Genomic DNA, 16,468 nt, shown 5'->3' with positions numbered 1-16,468 from the left:
TTTCCGTAAGCGTCTAAAACCCCCGAAAGGTGCAAAAAACACCTGGCGGGGGTGGGCTTAAATCAAGTTCAGTTGAGCGTGTTCGAAAATGATTTTTCCATCGATCATCGTCATGAGCGGCTTCGCTAAATAGTCGAGTGGGAAGTGACTCCACAGGACGAGATCCGCGTCTTTTCCGACCTCGATCGATCCGACCCGATCGTCCACACCAAGCGAACGGGCTGGATGGATCGTGATCGCGCGTAAGGCGACATCGACCGGTAGACCTTCTCGTGCGGCAAGACCAGCACAGAGGTTCAAGTATTGGACAGGCGTGTATGGATGATCGGTCGTAATCGAGATTTCAAGACCATGTTCGTGAAGAATCCGGTACGTTTCCCATGTCTTATTCTTCAGTTCGATTTTAGACTTTCGCGTAAAGGTTGGTCCGACCGTCACTTTTTCGATCGGTAATTGTTCCATCTCTTTTGCGACGAGATGACCTTCCGTACAATGTTCGATGCGTAAATCAAGATCAAACTCTTCCGCAAAACGAATGGCGGAAAGGATGTCATCTGCTCGATGTGCGTGTACACGGAGCGGCATCTTGTGATCGAGGACCCGTTTGATCATTTGATGGGCGAACGTTTCGGAAACCGGTTGCGTTCGAACTTCAAGAAAAGCTTCGCGCAACATCCCCATGATGCCCATCCGTGTCAGTTCACCGGCACGACCAGCACTATGGACACGCTTTGGGTTTTCACCAAGTGCCACCTTCAGACCCGCATACTTTCGAAGAATCATATCATCGATGAACCGTCCGTGTGTCTTGATGACACTCGTGACGCCGCCGATGATGTTCATGCTGCCTGGCATGACTTGAACGGTCGTGATACCATGTTGAACGGCTTCCTTAAAGCCTTCATCAAGCGGATAGACGCCATCAATGGCACGCAGATGCGGTGTCATTGCAAAAATCGTCTCATTCGCATCATTTCCGACTGTTCCGGTACCTTCGTCATATAATCCAAGGTGTGTATGGGCATCGATGAAACCGGGCAATAAAAAGTGACCTTCTGCTTCAATGACTTGATCGCTTTCTAAATGATCCAGTAATTCGCCGATTTCAATGATTTTCCCATCACGAATGCGGATGTCCCCGTAAAAACTGTCCGAAGTAATCGGATAGATATGTGCATTTCGAATTAAGATATTCAAGTATCGTCCACCCCTGTACTAGTTTGAATGCTCGATTGCTCGTAACGCATCCTTTAGTTCAGCATACCGAAACTTGTATCCGTTTTCGAGCGCTTTTTTCGGAACGACACGAGCTCCTTCTAGTACAATCGTACTCTTTTCACCAAGTGCGAGTTCTAACGCGAAGCGTGGCGCCGGGAGCCAGTGTGGGCGATGTAAGACTTTTCCGATCGTCTGTCCGAAACGACGCATCGTTTCCGGATGAGGAGCAGTGATGTTCAGCGGTCCTTCGACTGTCGGGGTCTCGAGCGCGAATAGGAATAACTCGACTAGATCATCGATGTGGACCCAGGAGACCCATTGTTTACCGTCGCCCATCGTCCCACCGCCAAACAAGACATAAGGGAGACGCATTAACGGATAAGCGCCACCGGATTTCGTCAAGACGACACCAATTCGTGGATGGACGAGTCGAATGCCAGCGTCAGCAATCGGACGAGCAAGGTCTTCCCATGCGACACAGACATGACTTAGGAAGTCAGCGGTCGGTGGAAGTGGTTGATCTTCGGAGAAGGTCTGATGCCGATCCTGTCCGTAAATGCCAACCGCAGAAGCAGATAAGACGACATTTGGCTTTTGATCGAGTGCTTCAACGATCCGGACGAGTTCCTTCGTTGTACTGACGCGACTGTCGAGAATGACGCGTTTGCGTTCATCTGTCCAACGTCCGTCGTTGATCGAAGCACCAGCAAGATGAATAAAGGCATCGACGCCTTCTAAGTGCTGTTCCGGTTTTGCGTCTTCTGTCATCCACTTGATATATGTGACATGCGCGTCATTTGCTTTCGGATGACGCGTCAATATGAAGATGTGATGTCCTTGCTCGAGTAAACGTTTCGTCAAGGCTTGACCAATCATACCGGTTCCACCGGTAATCGCAATGTTCATGTAATCCATCCTCCCTGAGATAAGTAAAAGTAGCTTCTTTCCATTTGTTCCCGTTCCATGGTTTCACTCAAACATAGACCTGCCTGTTCATGATATCGTAGAACTACCGAATCAGGTTAGGGGAGGGAACGAAATGAAGATCAAACGAATCTCGACGCAGAAAAAGAACAGCGAACGATTCAACATCTATGTCGAGCGTGATGGCAAAGAGGAATATGCCTTTGCCGTAGACGTCGATATCTTAATTAAATACAATCTACAACGCGATAAGGAACTGGATGACGACTTCGTCAAGGAAGTGTTGACGGCTGAAGAACAGCAAAAAGCGTATCGTCTCTCGTTGAATCATTTATCATACCGCATGCGGGCGACGAGTGAAGTCGTCGCCTATTTAACAGAGAAAGAGACACCGGAGCATGCGATCAAACATGCAATCGATCGATTGACGGAGCAACGCTATTTGGATGATCAACAGTTCGCACTTGCTTATACGGCAACGAAAAAAGCGACGACACCTCAAGGTCCGGGACGGATTCGCCGCGACCTTGAGGCATTGAAGATACCGAAGACAGCGATTGATGAAGCGATCGTGACGTTTACGGATGAAGAGGAATACGAAAAAGTCCTGAAGTTTTTGCGGCAAAAGCAAAAAGAGCTGCAACGGCGTTCCGTGCGGGAACTGACACAAAAGCTACAGATGACACTCATGCAACGCGGTTTCTCGTCCGACTTGATCAAGGCGGGTATCGAAGAGGTGTTCCGAGCTGAAGAAGGTGACGAAGAAGAACAAGCGGCCCTTTATCAAGCGCGCAAGTATTATCCGAAATACCGACAACTTGAACCGTTCGAACGCGAACAAAAAGTCAAGCAAGCACTCGTCCGAAAAGGATTTCCATACGGTCTAGCCGCTCAAGTCCTCGAACAAGTCAAAGAAGAAGAAGAGGCGGAGTAATAAAAGCAAGACGAAAAATTGACAATTATCCGACAATTGTGCTATTCTACGCACAGACTAAGAAAAGGAGGAACCGTCCTATGAAAAAGCCAATTGGTTTCACTCATATCCAACAGCTGAATACGACGGAGACTCTTGAGCACGTATAAGTAATTCATTTCATGTGCGAGCAAGGGGATTCGTCTCCCGAGCGCGCAGACGAACAAGAATGCATCATGCCCATTTCAAGGCATACTGATTCTCGGACTGCATCCGGAAATCCGTATGCCTTTTTGCGTGCTCGGAAAAAGTACTTCATTTCACAGTAAAGGGGGGACCCTCATGCGTTTATTTCGGCAATTGAGTTGGTTTCTAAAAGAACACAAATCATCGTATCTCGTAGCAGTCGTCTTATTGATCATCACCGGCTTCATCGATTTAACGCCGCCATGGCTAATCGGTAAGGTCATCGACGGATTGCGGTCGGGATCGATGGACCAGGCGACGCTCTTGCAATACGTCATCGGATTAACAGTCATTTCCATCGTTTCCTTCATCTTGACGTATCTGTGGTTAGCGAAATTATTCGGAACGGCATTTTTATTAGAACGGACACTTCGGAGTCGCTTCTTTACGCACTTATTGAAACTGACGCCGACGTTCTACCAAAAGAATCGGACGGGAGACTTGATGGCGCTCGCGACGAACGACTTGAAGGCGGTCGAGCGGACAGCTGGATTTGGTGTCTTGACGCTCGTCGATTCGTTGAACATGACAGCGATCACCCTCGTCGTCATGGGGGTGGCGATCGATTGGAAGCTGACGCTCGCTGCCTTGTTACCGATGCCGCTTCTCGCCTACGCGATGAATAAGCTCGGAAGTCAGATTCACGGGCGTTTCATCACGGCCCAGGATTCGTTCGGAACGATGAATGATCAGGTCGTCGAGTCGATTTCCGGACTGCGTGTCATTCGCTCGTTCGTCCAAGAACCAGTCGACGTTAAACGGTTCGACGATGTCACGACGGATGTTTTTGAGAAAAACATGCATGTCGCAAAAATCGATGTCTTATTTGAACCGATCATCAAGTTGCTCGTAGGGTTCAGTTACTTGATCGGCTTATCGTTCGGGACATATCTCGTCTTTACGAACGACATCACGCTCGGACAATTGGTCGCCTTTAACATCTATCTCGGGATGCTGATCTGGCCGATGTACGCTTTTGGTGAATTGATCAATGTCATCCAGCGCGGAACAGCAAGTCTTGATCGCTTAGAAGCAACGATGCGAGTCAAACCGTTGATTGCTTCGACACCGCGGAAACACGTCGATCGCCCTGAACGGATCGAGATGAACGATTTGACGTTTACGTATCCAGAGACGGCCCATCCGGTCTTACGAGATTTGAATGTGACGATTGAACAAGGAACAACGATCGGTATCGTCGGACCAACGGGATCCGGGAAAACGACGTTCTTGCGTCAATTCTTACGTGAGTATCCAATCGGACGGGACATGTTGACAGTCAACGGCGTACCGTATGAAGATGTTGCGCTAGAGACGGTTCGCGGTTGGACAGGTTACGTCTCACAAGAACATTTACTGTTCTCAAAATCCGTCCGGGACAATATTCTATTCGGTGCAGGTGAAGCGACAGAAGAAGAATTGCAGGAAGCGATTCGTCTCGCATCGTTCGAAAAAGATATCGAGACGCTGGAGCAAGGACTTGAGACGATGGTCGGTGAACGTGGCGTTACATTGTCGGGAGGACAAAAGCAACGTCTGTCAATCGCGCGGGCGATGTTAAAAAAACCAGAGTTGCTGTTGCTGGATGATTCATTATCAGCGGTAGACGCGAAAACGGAATCACATATCATCGATTCAATTCGATCGAATCGCCACCAATCGACGACATTAATTGTTGCCCATCGCTTATCGGCAGTGGCACATGCGGACGAAATCATCGTCTTGCAAGACGGAATGATTTCTGAACGAGGAACACATGACAGCCTGATGGCACAAAATGGCTGGTACGCTCAACAATTCGAGCGACAAAGTGAAGAAATGTAAGGAGGTGCCTTTGCATGAATGAATTGGAATTATATCAACTCGATCCGGCACGTCGGAAGACGACGATCCGTTCGTTGATCCGCTATGCGATGCATGAGAAACAAGCGATCTTCTTAGGATTGTTTCTACTCGTACTGGCAGTCGGTGCGGAATTGACAGGTCCGTATATCGCCAAAGTCATTATCGATGAACATATCGTAGCGATTGAAAAGGACTGGGTCGAAGTTAAAGCAGACGGTGCGGTCACGTATGACGGTCGTCAGTTCGCCAAAGCACAAGACGTATCTAAAAGTGAGATCGTTCGATCCGTCTCGATCGTCCAAACGACCAACGGCTACTTTTTCGTACCAAAACAAGTCGTCAGTGGGGGAGAGCGGAAAATCAGTGGAAATACGATGACGGTCACGCGTGGAGACAATGTGTACACGTATGATAATATTCAAAAACTGACACAAGGACAGGTCTATGATTTTTATTCAAAGGACTTAAAAGCGATTGGCTGGTTATCATTGATCTACGTCCTTTTGCTACTTGCAGCAGCTGGTTTGAACTGGATTCAACAAATCTTGCTCCAGCGATCTGCTCATAAAATCATCAAACGGATGCGGCTTGATGTCTTTACGCATCTGCAACGGTTACCGGTCCGTTATTTCGATCAGACGCCAATCGGGAAAATCGTTAGTCGCGTCACGAATGATACGGAAACGATTCGCGATTTATATCTCGGTGTGCTCGCCCGAGTCTTCTCAGGGATCATCACGATGGCAGGGATTCTCGTCGCGATGTTCTTCCTCGATTATCGCTTAGGACTCGTCTCGCTAATCATTATTCCGATCGTCTATTTCTGGATTCAGCTGTTCCAGAAACTCGCGACGAAGAATAACTTCAAGGTCCGTTCACTCGTTGCCGACATGAATGGTCAACTGAATGAGAACATCCAGACGATGCCGATCATTCAGGCTTATGCACGTGAGAAGGAAGTTCTTGCTGAATTCGAACAAAAGAATGAAGAGAACTATCAGACACGGGCAAAGTTGTTACGACTTGATGCCTTGATGTCACACAACTTATCCTACTTTTTGAAAAACTTGACGCTCGCCTTGTTGATTTGGGTCGTCGGCGGAAAAAGTCTGACGAATGGATCGTTTTTATCACTCGGGATCTTATATGCGTATATCGATTACGTGTCCCGTTTATTCGAACCGGTCACTCAAATCATGAATCAGCTGTCACCGCTACAACAAGCGCTCGTGTCAGCGGACCGAATGTTCCAGTTGCTCGACGAAAAGGGCGAGCCGGTCGAACAAGGGCGCGTTGCTCGGTTTAAAGGAGCGGTATCCTTCAAAGACGTCGAATTCAGTTACGAAGCGGGAAATCCCGTATTACGTGAAATTCAAATCGATGCTCGTCCTGGCGCGACGATTGCCCTCGTCGGTCATACGGGTAGCGGGAAAAGTTCAATCATGAATTTATTGATGCGTTTTTATGATCCGTCAAAGGGACAGTTGTTGATTGACGGACAGGACGTGACGACTTTACCGAAACAAGCGGTTCGTGAGCATATGGGGATCGTCTTACAGGATCCGTTCCTCTTCACAGGAACGATTCGCTCGAACATCACACTCGGCAATCCTGATATTTCCGAAGAACGAGTACGACAAGCGATCGAAGCCGTCGGCGCGAATCGGTTCATTGATCGTTTACCGAACGGGCTCGATGAACCAGTCATCGAAAAAGGTGCCACGTTATCAGCGGGGGAACGACAGTTGATCAGTTTTGCCCGTGCGTTAGCGTTTGATCCTGCAATCCTAGTTCTTGACGAAGCGACAGCGAGTGTTGACTCGGAAACGGAAGCGGTCATTCAAGATGCCTTGTTAACGTTAACGAAAGGACGAACGACGTTCATCATCGCCCATCGCTTGTCGACGATCAAGGATGCGGATGAGATTCTTGTTCTCGATCATGGTCGGATCGTCGAGCGAGGATCCCATGATGTGCTCCTTGCAACGTCCGGGATTTATGCGAAAATGTATGCGTTACAAAGTAAACGGAATCTTGAATTGAAATCAAGCTAATCCATCCAGTTTCTCCTCCTTTTCGTTTATACTGAAAAACGAAGAGGGGGAGTTTTTGGAATGGAGACACGGATGAGTCAATTATCGAAATACGAGCTTGAGATGTTGATCACGAAATTAAGTGAACAAAAACGAAAAGCGGAGCAACACGGGAACGTCAGCGAAGTGGAGGTCGTGACGCGAAAAATCGCCATTGCGAAAAGTTATTTGATCGATCCGGCACGATTCGAACGGGGAGCCTTTTACCGAATCGAAGGAGAAGAGGCACGATTTGAGTTACACTTCGTCAATGGCGTCATGGGTTGGGGACATTTTGAAGGAACGGCTCAGGAAGTCGCGATTCCGCTCGCGTTATTCACAGGAGAGGGAGAACAGACATGACGAATCGAGAACAAGCCCTTCAGCAACTGGCTGAAGAATTATTACAAGTGAATGAAGTACTGACACCGGAAGAAGCACTGACGTGGGTCGAAGTGCTGTGGGAAGATTTCGAAGCGACACTCGCGCGCGCAGGTGAGAAATATCAAGGTGAAGCCGTTGCGGTTCATTTCGTCGAGCAGCAGATCAAACAGCACGGGGCGATGTTACACCGGTTTAATACGACGAACGAAAAATTCAAGCATTTGATGACAGGTCGAAACGTCGAATGAAAAAAGCTCCGCACATCGGGATTTCCGTTGCGCGGAGCTTTGTCTTTATAATGCAGGGATGAACAGTTTTTTCTGCAAGGTCCGTTCGCTAAACACCCAGCCGGTATAGGAGCTGACGATCTCTTGTGTGGCAGCGTCGATTCTGACGACGGCAACGAATGGATAGACTTCCTTCGTGAAGTAACGCAGGTTGGTGAAGCGGTATTCGACAATGCCATCCTTTCGTGAGACCGTATACGTATGAATCTTCGAAAACTCAAGAAACGCTTGCAAGTCCGCGTTTTGTTTGACGATTTCGTACAAGGCGTCACCGTGTGGTTCGTCCTTGATCCGGAAGTTTCCGCATTCGACGACGGTTCCACTGTTGATCTTAACGACGGAATACTCATCGCGTAAACGTGCCGCGACATGCCATTCATCCCATTTCATGCCAGGGGAGATGAACAGTTTATGCGCACCGCGATAATAGCGGGCTGCGGTCGCGAGGGCATCGTTTCGTAACTTGAATTGAACAGCGTAGTAGATGATGACGATAGCAATCAAAATCGGGAAGATGACGATCGTCGCTCGCGTTAGTAGCCAAATCCCGAACGCGGCATAATACATCGTGAACAGATATGGATCAAATGTATTGATGACACCCCAACCGATCCAGGATTTTTTGAACGGGTGTAAGGCTTGTGTGCCGTAAGCGTTAAACAGATCGACGAAGACATGAAGAGCGACAGCGATCTGTGCCATCAGCCATAATGAAGTCGGAGGTACACCGAATAACGTGCCGATGACGATCGAAAGTAATAATGGCCAAGCGAGCAAAGCGATCAAACCGTGTGATTTTCCGCGGTGTTGGCGCAAGTAGGCGCTGTTTCCTTTAAATTTAAAGACAGTATCGAAGTCCGGTGCGTGTGAGCCGACGAGCGCTGTCGTCGTCACGGCAGCAAACAGCGTCGTGCTCGCTGCGACGTCAGGGTGTAGCGTCGAGATGGCGGCGAGACAAAGTCCCATGCCGATATGCGTACCAGTATCCAATGCGAATTCGCTCCTTCTATGAAATCGTGATGGTGAATCCATCGTGGTTCTGCCGAGTAATTTTTAATTAATATATCGTATTTAAGAGAAAAGAGGTAACCTTTTGACTGTCGTTCAAGAATATTTCACAAACTTTAATAAAACACAATTTACCACAGAACTGATTGCCTGGTTCCTTCGTGAACAGCGGGATCTCCCGTGGCGAAGAACCAAAAACCCGTATCATATCTGGATTAGTGAAATCATGCTCCAACAAACGCGCGTCGATACAGTCATTCCGTATTATGAGCGCTTCACGAAACGTTTTCCGACACCGCATGACTTAGCAGAAGCGGATCAAAGTGAAGTCCTGAAGCACTGGGAGGGCTTAGGGTACTATTCCCGTGTCAAGAACCTTCAAATCGCGGTTCAGGAAGTTGTTGAAAAATATGATGGAATCGTGCCCGATGAAAAGGAATTGTTCAGTCAGCTGAAAGGCGTCGGTCCATACACGACAGGAGCGGTTCTATCGATTGCTTATGGACAAGCAGAACCAGCAGTAGACGGAAATGTGATGCGCGTTCTTTCGCGTGTGCTTGGAATCTATGAGGATATCGCTGCACCGAAGACGCGGAAATTGTTTGAAGCGGCGGTGCATCAATTGATTGATCCGGCTGATCCGTCCAGTTTCAATCAGGGGTTGATGGAACTTGGCGCGATGGTCTGTACGCCGAAGTCACCGATGTGTGGACTTTGTCCTGTTCAAGACGTTTGTTTTGCATATGACCGAAACGCACAGGAAGAACTGCCTGTGAAGACGAAGAAAGGGAAGACGCAAATAATTCCTTATGACGCTCTTGTTTATGAAGCAGACGGAAAAATCGCAATTGAACAACGGGGGGAGACCGGTTTGCTTGCAGGTATGTGGCAATATCCACTTCGAGAAGCGGAAGAAGAGCGTGAGGGAACGCTTGTCGGGCACGTCCGACATATCTTCTCACACCGGATTTGGGAGATCGCCGTCTATCGCGTGACGGAACAGCCGGATCAGACAATACTCGTCGATCAGAAAACGTATGCGACGCATCCGATTTCTGTCGCGCAAATGAAGATTGATCGATTATTGAAGGGGGAGATTTAATGCGTACTTTTCGTTTTGAGACACGTGTTGATGCATCAAAGAAGCAAGCGTGGGATTTTTTAAGTGACGCCAAGGCATTGAGTCGATTGACGGTATTTCCGCAAGTGAAAACGTCGGGTGATACACGGACGCGAGCGGGAAATACGATTCGTCTACGTGTCGGAGTTTCTCCACTATTTGTCTCATGGACGTCTTGGATTCCTTTCGTAGAAGAATATGTCTTCGTTGATGTCGGCACAAAAGTCCCGTATCCGTTTCGCGCATGGTGTCATGTCCACCGGGTCGAAGAACGTCCGTCGGGTGTCTATTTTGTGGATGAAGTGACGTATGCATCCTTCTTACCTGCCTTCGTCATCGAAGCATTCATCTTGAAACCGATGTTCAAACAGCGAAAAAATGCGATTTTAAATCACTTTCAAGGCTGAATTCCGTCATTTTTCTGAAAAAATACCCTTTCGTTTTTCATGCGTTCTGAAAATGGGTATAATAAGCACGAGAGTATAACAGAATGGAAGAAAAACGCTTTAGAAAGGAGTAGCACATGAGTCGATTCCCAAAAGAAAGTAGCAAGATTGAGATTCAAAGTTTCAAACATAACGGGAGCTTACACAGAGTTTGGGAAGAAACGCTCGTGCTGAAATCGACGGAAGAAGAATTGATTGGGTTCAATGACCGTATCATGGTCAGTGAATCGGATGGTCGTCAGTGGCGAACGCGAGAGCCTGCAATCTGTTATTTTTCAACAGAACTCTGGTTCAATGTCATTTGTATGATTCGGGAGGATGGCATTTACTACTACTGTAACCTCGGGTCACCTTCTACGTTCGATGAGAAAGATCGAGCAGTCAAGTACATTGATTATGATTTAGATATCAAAGTGTATCCGGACATGTCCTATATGATCCTCGATGAGGACGAATATGAGAAACATCGCCGTGAAATGAACTATCCGAAGGCGATTGATCGTATTTTAAAGGATAATGTTCAAATCCTGATTCAGTGGATTCGTAGTCGCAAGGGTCCATTTAACCCGGCTTTCGTGGATATGTGGTATCGTGAATATGAAACAAGATATCGGAGATGATGGTTCGCCATCGTCTTTTTTTAATTGAAGGAAGTGAAACACGTGGCAACACAAGCAAAACGTAAGAAACAAGGCTCGATTCGCCGCTATATGGCGTTCGTCAAGCCATATCAAAAACAGATTCTCCTGACGGTTTTCGTCGGGATCATCAAGTTCTCGATCCCACTTGGACTTCCGTTGTTGTATAAGTACATCATCGACCATATCCTAACCGGAAACACGATGCCGATGGCGGAAAAAAGTAAACAATTGGCGTATTTGATTGGAGCAGGTGTCTTCATCTTCTTGATCGTCAAGCCGCCGCTCGAATATGTTCGCCAGTACCTCGCGCAATGGTCTGCGTCGAAGATTTTATTTGACGTACGGAACCGATTATTTGATCATGTTCAGAAATTATCGCTTCGTTTTTATTCGAACACAAAAACGGGGGAAGTCATTTCGCGAATCATCAATGATGTCGAGCAGACGAAAGACTTCGTCGTCACGGGATTAATGAATCTGTGGCTCGATATGATCACGATTTTCATCGCGATCGCCATCATGTGGACGATTGATCCGCAGTTGACACTCGTCGCGATCATTCCATTACCATTCTATGCTCTCGCCGTTAAGTTCTTTTACGGGCGTTTACGCGGATTGACACGGGAACGTTCGGCAGCCCTTGCGGAACTACAAGGTCATTTGACGGAACGGGTCAATGGGATGGCAGTCATTCGTAGTTTTGCACTCGAACCACACGAGAACAAAGCGTTCAAACATCAAAATGATGGGTTCTTAAAAGCAGCGCTTCGTCAAACGAACTGGAATGCGCGGACATACGTCGTCGTCTCGACAATTACGGACTTCGCACCAATCCTGATCTTCGGAACGGCGGCGTTCTTCGTCTTGAACGGACATGTGACACTTGGGACGATGGTCGCGTTCATTGGTTATATCGACCGTCTGTATGCACCGCTCGGTCGTCTCGTCAACTCCTCAACGACGTTGACACAGTCGATCGCCTCGATGGACCGGATGTTCGAGTTTTTAGATGAGCCGTACGACATCACGGAAAAACCGAATGCGCGTGAACCGAAAGATGTCCGCGGAAACGTTCAATTTGAAAACATCAGTTTCGCTTATGAAGAAGGCGGCGAGCTGGCGATCGATCGCTTGACGCTTGACGTTCAGGCAGGCGAACGGATTGCTTTCGTCGGGATGTCGGGTGGCGGGAAATCAACGCTCGTCAGTTTGATTCCGCGTTTTTATGATGTGTCTGCCGGTCGGATCACGCTTGACGGTGTTGATATTCGTGACTTGAAGTTGCGAGGTCTTCGCGATCAGATCGGGATGGTCATGCAGGAATCGATTCTATTTAGTGAGTCGGTCCAAATGAACATCAAGATGGGGAATCCGGACGCGACGGACGAGGAAGTCATCGCAGCAGCAAAAGCAGCGAATGCCCACGAATTCATCGAACGATTACCGAACGGTTATCATACGCCGGTCGGTGAACGAGGCGTTAAGCTATCGGGTGGTCAAAAACAACGTCTTGCGATTGCGCGGGTCTTCTTGAAGAATCCGCCGATTCTAATCTTGGATGAGGCGACGAGTGCGCTCGATTTAGAGAGCGAAGCGATGATTCAAGATTCGTTAGCGCGTCTTGCAAAAGGGCGGACAACGTTTACTGTCGCGCACCGTTTATCAACGATTACCGATGCCGATAAGATCGTCGTCATTGAAAATGGTCAGATTACGGAAATTGGCACACACGAAGTTCTCATGCAAAAACGAGGCGCTTATTTTGAACTGTATGCCATTCAAAATCTGGAACTCGTCGAATAACAAAAAACAGCGCCCCTTGCGAGGGCGCTGCTTTTTTAGTGAAGAGACTTAAAGTCGAGCAAAGGCACGATTGACTGCTGCGATCGTCTCCTTGATGTCGGCTTCCGTATGTTCTGTCGTCAGGAACCACGCTTCGTATTTCGAAGGAGCGAGGTTGACGCCTTCTTCTAGCATCAATTTGAAGAAACGTCCGAACATCTCGCTATCTGCACGTTCTGCACCATCGTAATCGATGACTGTTTCATCCGTGAAGTAGACCGTCATGGCACCTTTTAGACGGTTGATCGTAATCGTGACGTCATGACGTTTTGCTGCTTCCAGTACACCTTGTTCGAGTAAGGCACCGAGGTGATCAAGTTTTTCATAGACACCAGGCTGCTCAAGTAATTCAAGACAAGCGATACCGGCAGCCATGGATGCTGGGTTACCTGCCATCGTTCCCGCTTGATAAGCCGGACCGAGTGGCGCGACGTGTTCCATGATTTCCTTGCGACCGCCATAAGCACCAATCGGTAAACCACCACCGATGATTTTGCCGAGCGCCGTCATATCGGGGCGGATATCGAGTAACTCTTGTGCACTGCCGTACGTGAAACGGAATGCAGTGATGACTTCATCGTAAATAACAAGTGCATCGTGAGCATGCGTAATTTCGTTAACTGCAGCAAGGAATCCAGGTTGCGGTTCGACGATACCGAAGTTTCCGACGATCGGTTCAACGAGTACACAAGCGACTTGATCGCCCCATTGCTCCATGATTTGACGGTACGATTCAATATCATTGAACGGTGTCGTGATGACTTCTTTTGCCGTCGCTTTCGTGACACCTGCTGAATCGGGAGAACCAAGTGTCGCTGGACCACTTCCTGCTGCGATCAGCATCAAATCCGAGTGACCGTGGTAACAGCCACTGAACTTCACGACAAGCTCACGACCTGTATATGCTCGTGCGACGCGAATCGTCGTCATGACGGCTTCCGTTCCGGAGTTCGTAAAACGTACTTTTTCAAGCGAAGGAATCGCTTTTTGTAGTTTATGTGCAAAGTCGATTTCTAGACGGTGTGGCGTGCCATAAAGAAGACCGTTCTGGGCAGCGTGTGTGATCGCTTCCGTAATGTGGGGGTGACCGTGTCCTGTGATGATCGGACCGTAGGCCGCTAAGTAATCAATGTAGCGATTGCCATCGACATCATAAAAGTAAGCACCTTTTCCGCTTTCCATATAGACAGGTGCACCACCGCCGACGGCTTTGAATGAACGGGATGGACTGTTGACGCCACCAACGATACACTCTTGTGCGATTTCATATAACGCCTCTGAAGTAGGGCGAGTAGTGTGGGTAGACATGAGGATTCCTCCAATCGATGATTCGTGAAAAATATCACGATATGATTGTATCATGGACGTCAAATCCGGTGCAGAGCCGTTGACGGAATGCCTATTTGTAGGTAGACTAATTATAAAGATTACAATCTGATAATCAATGAAAGATAGAAATGAGGGGATGGACGTGGCTAACGAAATGCTGGATGACGCCGTGAAGTCACTTCGGGAATCAGGCGTTCGAATGACACCACAACGTCACGCGATTTTGGAATATTTAACGACGGGACACACGCATCCGACAGCGGATGAGATTTATCGTGCACTCGAACATCGTTTTCCAAACATGAGTGTGGCGACTGTATATAATAACTTACGCGTGTTTCGAGAAAAAGGAATCGTTGAGGAAATGAATTACGGAGACGCTTCAAGTCGCTTCGACTTCGTTACGACACGCCATTACCACATGATCTGTGAAAATTGCGGAAAGATCGTTGACTTCAACTATCCTGTGCTCGATGATGTCGAAACGGTTGCGGCGCACTTAACAGGCTTTAAAGTCGATCGTCACCGATTAGAAGTGTACGGAACTTGCCCGGACTGTCAATCGAATGTCCAATAAAAAAACGAGCTGCCTTAGCGGGGAGCTCGTTTATTGTGTTTATTATATTTTTCATCGAATTCTTTACCTTCAAGAGATGGATCCATCGTCAGTGGTTCATCGCAATGCATACATAAGTCGACGCGACCAAGGACTTTTGTTTCTTTTCCACAGTTCGGACAAGTGACGACAGCTGCCTTCGTTGATGTCAGACCAATCAAGAAATAGAGTGCCGTACTGGCGAGAACCATGACGAAACCGAGAAGCATGAGTAAGACCATGATGATCTCGAATTGTTTGAGTAATAGACCGCCATACATGACGAGCATCCCACCGAAGACGAGAAACATAGCTAAGTTTCGCGCGCGGTTTATTTTATTTTTACGTTGTTTTTTCAAGTGAATTCCCCCTGTTGTCAGTCTAGCATAAGAAGTGGGATTGCCTGAAGAAGGAAAGCTTGTTTTTTTGTCGAAAATGGTAACGACGAGTTCGTATAGAAGGGTGAGAAGTACATGGAACAAGCAACACGAACGATTTATTCGGAGTACGCGGCTTATCGTGAAACACAAGGGATCATTGCTGTTGAGAAACGGCAACCACGGGATTCCCTGACGGATCAATTTGATACACTTCTTGTCGTCATCACGAGAGACCCAGAAGTCGAGTGGACGATCAAACATTATCGACTGAATATACTAAAGGTGTCGTTACACCTCGTACATGAAGATGTGTTATCACGCTGGATTTTATTAAATGCCAATCGACGCGCGATTCACTGGATTGCTGAAGGGACGATCGTATTCGAACGAAACGATTACTTAGTTGACTTAAAAAGACAACTACTCGATTTTCCTGATGAGGAACGACATTTACAGATGACGATTTCCTTTGCTAAATTGTTGCGTCGTTTCCAAGATGGAAGAAACTTGTTTAGTCGCGGACATCATTATGATGCCTATACACATGTCCATCATGCGTTGCATCACCTGGCACGGTTATCCGTCCTCGAAAAAGGAAAACATCCTGAAACGGTCGTTTGGGAACAGGCGCGACTCGATGACCCGGATGTCTATAAACTATACGAGCAATTATTGATGAGTGAAGAGACACTAGATCAACGTATTCATCTTGCTTTGATTGGGCTTGAGCACCTTTTGCAGTCCAAGGTTTTATCGGGAGGACGCTATTTATTCGAAATTATGCGTGAACGGACGGATCCTTGGACGATGTATGAATTGATGGAAGAAGAACGATTGCAAGAAGTTAAAGTAGATTTGAGCAGCTTAATCGATTTCTTCATGCGAAAAGGTTTGATTCGTATCTCATATCAAACGACTAAAGGGGCGGGAGTCGAACTCGTGACGTATGAGCCGGTCGTATGACGATCGGCTTTACTTTTTCTTAGAATTGTTTTTGCTATATATAGAAGAAAAAAGATTTCAAAAGTTTTTTTAGAAAAACTATTGACGGTATTATACCGAGATAGTATATTAATACATGTCGACAGGGCAACACGCGCTGGACGGTGACAGGAAAGAAAAAAAGATTTCAAAAAAGGATTGACGCTTAAGTTATTCCATGATATCTTATTAAAGTCGCTGAAAACGACACGACGAACTTTGAAAACTGAACGATGA

16 protein-coding genes are annotated in these 16,468 nt (G+C 47.4%); 11 read left to right on the top strand and 5 right to left on the bottom strand.

Annotation, left to right across the window (positions count from 1 at the left end; all coding sequences use genetic code 11):
- Positions 1-57: 57 nt before the first annotated feature.
- Complete coding sequence (locus tag B3S86_RS14010) at positions 58-1,197, bottom strand: amidohydrolase (RefSeq protein WP_290753889.1); 1,140 nt, start codon at positions 1,195-1,197, stop codon at positions 58-60.
- Positions 1,198-1,215: 18 nt separating this feature from the next.
- Positions 1,216-2,124, bottom strand: coding sequence for a TIGR01777 family oxidoreductase (locus B3S86_RS14005; RefSeq protein ID WP_290753886.1), 909 nt, complete (start codon positions 2,122-2,124; stop codon positions 1,216-1,218).
- Positions 2,125-2,257: 133 nt separating this feature from the next.
- Between B3S86_RS14005 and B3S86_RS14000 the strand changes: the two genes are divergently transcribed.
- The 5 genes from B3S86_RS14000 (at position 2,258) to B3S86_RS13980 (ending at position 7,850) form a co-directional block, all read left to right on the top strand.
- Positions 2,258-3,076, top strand: coding sequence for a RecX family transcriptional regulator (locus B3S86_RS14000; RefSeq protein ID WP_290753883.1), 819 nt, complete (start codon positions 2,258-2,260; stop codon positions 3,074-3,076).
- Between the two features lie 321 nt (positions 3,077-3,397).
- Positions 3,398-5,125 (top strand): ABC transporter ATP-binding protein, encoded by a 1,728-nt coding sequence (locus tag B3S86_RS13995; protein ID WP_290753880.1) that lies wholly within the window; start codon positions 3,398-3,400, stop codon positions 5,123-5,125.
- Positions 5,126-5,139: 14 nt separating this feature from the next.
- The gene (locus B3S86_RS13990; protein WP_290753877.1) at positions 5,140-7,200 is read left to right on the top strand and encodes an ABC transporter ATP-binding protein; all 2,061 of its coding nucleotides are present in this window, start codon (positions 5,140-5,142) and stop codon (positions 7,198-7,200) included.
- Positions 7,201-7,260: 60 nt separating this feature from the next.
- The gene (locus tag B3S86_RS13985) at positions 7,261-7,581 is read left to right on the top strand and encodes a DUF1811 family protein (protein ID WP_023467306.1); all 321 of its coding nucleotides are present in this window, start codon (positions 7,261-7,263) and stop codon (positions 7,579-7,581) included.
- Positions 7,578-7,850 carry a YfhJ family protein gene (locus B3S86_RS13980; RefSeq protein ID WP_023467307.1) on the top strand — a complete coding sequence of 91 codons (273 nt, stop codon included), beginning with the start codon at positions 7,578-7,580 and terminating at the stop codon, positions 7,848-7,850. The genes B3S86_RS13985 and B3S86_RS13980 overlap by 4 nt, the downstream gene beginning before the upstream one ends.
- Before the next feature lie 45 nt (positions 7,851-7,895).
- Here B3S86_RS13980 and B3S86_RS13975 read toward each other — a convergent pair whose 3' ends face one another.
- Positions 7,896-8,879, bottom strand: a complete 984-nt coding sequence (locus tag B3S86_RS13975) for a metal-dependent hydrolase (RefSeq protein WP_035412727.1) — start codon at positions 8,877-8,879, stop codon at positions 7,896-7,898.
- A gap of 103 nt (positions 8,880-8,982) precedes the next feature.
- On the opposite strand from B3S86_RS13975, the gene mutY reads away from it, so the two are divergent.
- From mutY to B3S86_RS13955, 4 genes are all read left to right on the top strand, one after another.
- The gene (mutY, locus tag B3S86_RS13970) at positions 8,983-9,999 is read left to right on the top strand and encodes an A/G-specific adenine glycosylase (protein WP_290753871.1); all 1,017 of its coding nucleotides are present in this window, start codon (positions 8,983-8,985) and stop codon (positions 9,997-9,999) included.
- On the top strand, positions 9,999-10,424 hold the full coding sequence (locus B3S86_RS13965) for a hypothetical protein (protein WP_290753867.1): 426 nt from the start codon (positions 9,999-10,001) through the stop codon (positions 10,422-10,424). The genes mutY and B3S86_RS13965 overlap by 1 nt, the downstream gene beginning before the upstream one ends.
- 116 nt (positions 10,425-10,540) lie before the next feature.
- Positions 10,541-11,083: a nucleoside tri-diphosphate phosphatase gene (ntdP, locus tag B3S86_RS13960; RefSeq protein WP_023467311.1), complete on the top strand. Its 543-nt coding sequence runs from the start codon at positions 10,541-10,543 to the stop codon at positions 11,081-11,083.
- Positions 11,084-11,173: 90 nt separating this feature from the next.
- The gene (locus tag B3S86_RS13955; protein ID WP_290754231.1) at positions 11,174-12,907 is read left to right on the top strand and encodes an ABC transporter ATP-binding protein; all 1,734 of its coding nucleotides are present in this window, start codon (positions 11,174-11,176) and stop codon (positions 12,905-12,907) included.
- Positions 12,908-12,955: 48 nt separating this feature from the next.
- Here the strand turns inward: B3S86_RS13955 and B3S86_RS13950 are convergent, their stop codons facing one another.
- The gene (locus B3S86_RS13950; RefSeq protein ID WP_056063679.1) at positions 12,956-14,254 is read right to left on the bottom strand and encodes a glutamate-1-semialdehyde 2,1-aminomutase; all 1,299 of its coding nucleotides are present in this window, start codon (positions 14,252-14,254) and stop codon (positions 12,956-12,958) included.
- A gap of 175 nt (positions 14,255-14,429) precedes the next feature.
- Here B3S86_RS13950 and perR point away from each other — a divergent pair, with 175 nt between their 5' ends.
- Positions 14,430-14,852, top strand: a complete 423-nt coding sequence (gene perR / locus B3S86_RS13945) for a peroxide-responsive transcriptional repressor PerR (RefSeq protein WP_369792039.1) — start codon at positions 14,430-14,432, stop codon at positions 14,850-14,852.
- Between the two features lie 14 nt (positions 14,853-14,866).
- Here the strand turns inward: perR and B3S86_RS13940 are convergent, their stop codons facing one another.
- Positions 14,867-15,229: a DUF2614 family zinc ribbon-containing protein gene (locus tag B3S86_RS13940; protein ID WP_029340912.1), complete on the bottom strand. Its 363-nt coding sequence runs from the start codon at positions 15,227-15,229 to the stop codon at positions 14,867-14,869.
- A 114-nt stretch (positions 15,230-15,343) separates the two neighbouring features.
- Here B3S86_RS13940 and B3S86_RS13935 point away from each other — a divergent pair, with 114 nt between their 5' ends.
- Complete coding sequence (locus tag B3S86_RS13935) at positions 15,344-16,213, top strand: nucleotidyltransferase-like protein (RefSeq protein ID WP_290753860.1); 870 nt, start codon at positions 15,344-15,346, stop codon at positions 16,211-16,213.
- Positions 16,214-16,468 lie beyond the last annotated feature (255 nt).

The sequence above is a fragment of the Exiguobacterium sp. UBA3968 genome (assembly GCF_002385115.1).
Classification (GTDB): domain Bacteria; phylum Bacillota; class Bacilli; order Exiguobacteriales; family Exiguobacteriaceae; genus Exiguobacterium_A.
Note: the sequence above shows the minus strand (reverse complement) of the source record. Positions and strands in the feature narration are given on the sequence as shown.

Coding starts and splice junctions, on each gene's coding strand:
- B3S86_RS14005 (WP_290753886.1), bottom strand. CDS start 2,124: ATGAACATTGCGATTACCGGTGGAACCGGTATGATTGGTCAAGCCTTG.
- B3S86_RS14000 (WP_290753883.1), top strand. CDS start 2,258: ATGAAGATCAAACGAATCTCGACGCAGAAAAAGAACAGCGAACGATTC.
- B3S86_RS13995 (WP_290753880.1), top strand. CDS start 3,398: ATGCGTTTATTTCGGCAATTGAGTTGGTTTCTAAAAGAACACAAATCA.
- B3S86_RS13990 (WP_290753877.1), top strand. CDS start 5,140: ATGAATGAATTGGAATTATATCAACTCGATCCGGCACGTCGGAAGACG.
- B3S86_RS13985 (WP_023467306.1), top strand. CDS start 7,261: ATGGAGACACGGATGAGTCAATTATCGAAATACGAGCTTGAGATGTTG.
- B3S86_RS13980 (WP_023467307.1), top strand. CDS start 7,578: ATGACGAATCGAGAACAAGCCCTTCAGCAACTGGCTGAAGAATTATTA.
- B3S86_RS13965 (WP_290753867.1), top strand. CDS start 9,999: ATGCGTACTTTTCGTTTTGAGACACGTGTTGATGCATCAAAGAAGCAA.
- ntdP (WP_023467311.1), top strand. CDS start 10,541: ATGAGTCGATTCCCAAAAGAAAGTAGCAAGATTGAGATTCAAAGTTTC.
- B3S86_RS13955 (WP_290754231.1), top strand. CDS start 11,174: ATGGCGTTCGTCAAGCCATATCAAAAACAGATTCTCCTGACGGTTTTC.
- B3S86_RS13950 (WP_056063679.1), bottom strand. CDS start 14,254: ATGTCTACCCACACTACTCGCCCTACTTCAGAGGCGTTATATGAAATC.
- perR (WP_369792039.1), top strand. CDS start 14,430: ATGCTGGATGACGCCGTGAAGTCACTTCGGGAATCAGGCGTTCGAATG.
- B3S86_RS13935 (WP_290753860.1), top strand. CDS start 15,344: ATGGAACAAGCAACACGAACGATTTATTCGGAGTACGCGGCTTATCGT.